This window comes from Mangrovicoccus sp. HB161399 (genome assembly GCF_013184745.1).
Lineage (GTDB): Bacteria > Pseudomonadota > Alphaproteobacteria > Rhodobacterales > Rhodobacteraceae > Mangrovicoccus.
Genome location: NZ_JAATVU010000272.1, coordinates 1 through 839 on the forward strand (window position 1 = coordinate 1; position 839 = coordinate 839).

General features: G+C 66.3%; 1 protein-coding gene. It reads right to left on the reverse strand.

The genetic code is table 11. The features are described 5' to 3' along the window. Positions 1 to 839: IS1634 family transposase (locus HCC78_RS32830; RefSeq protein WP_172332857.1), on the reverse strand; the 839-nt coding region annotated here is incomplete at both ends.

Consider the following 839-nt stretch of genomic DNA (forward strand, 5'->3'; position numbering starts at 1 on the left):
TGGAATGTTTCGGCAAGCTCCGCATAGCGGCGCGCGGGGACGGCCAGGATGAACTCCAGCTTGCGGCCGTCCCGGTCGGCCAGCGCGGTCAGCTCGCCGATATTCTCCTGGCTCAGCAGGCCCCGGTCAGCCACCAGCACGACCCGCTGGACCGGGAACCGCTTCAGCACCGTCTGCAGCATGCCCTGCAGTGTCTTTGTCTCGGCCATGTTGCCGGGATGGACGGTGTGGAGCAGCGGCAGTCCTTCCGCGGTCTGCACCACGCCGAGCACGAACTGCCGGGCAATCCCGCCGGTTTCCTTGTTCATGCCGTAGCCGCGCAGGTCGTCCCCGACACGCCCCTCTCCGTGGATGCGCACGGTGGTCAGGTCATAGAACACCACCGCCAAGTCGCGATCGACCAGCGGCCGCACCTGCTTCGCCAGCGCGTCCTCCACCGTGTCAGCATGATCCATCAGCGCATCCATGGCCCGCAGGAGATGCTGGTGCGTCACGGTTTCCGGCATGGCGGGCATGGCGACCGTTTCCAGCCAGCGCAGGCAGCCAAGTTTGGAGTCCGGGGCGCAGAGACGGTTGAAGACCATGGCCCGGACCAGGGCTTCCACGTCAATCTCGCGCCGTCCGGAGTGCAGCGCCCGGCTCAGGGCACGGTCGAAGCCGAGGTCCTTCCAGATCTCATGGAGCGCGAAGACATTGCCGAAACCGAGCGAGGACTCGTAGGTCACGTCGGAGGCGGTATTCTCGAGGCGTCCGGCCGCGCGGTTCAGGCCGTTGATCAGCGGGTCGAGCTTGCCGGGCTTGATCTTGTCCAGCCTGCCGAGGTTGGCGACGACCTTGAT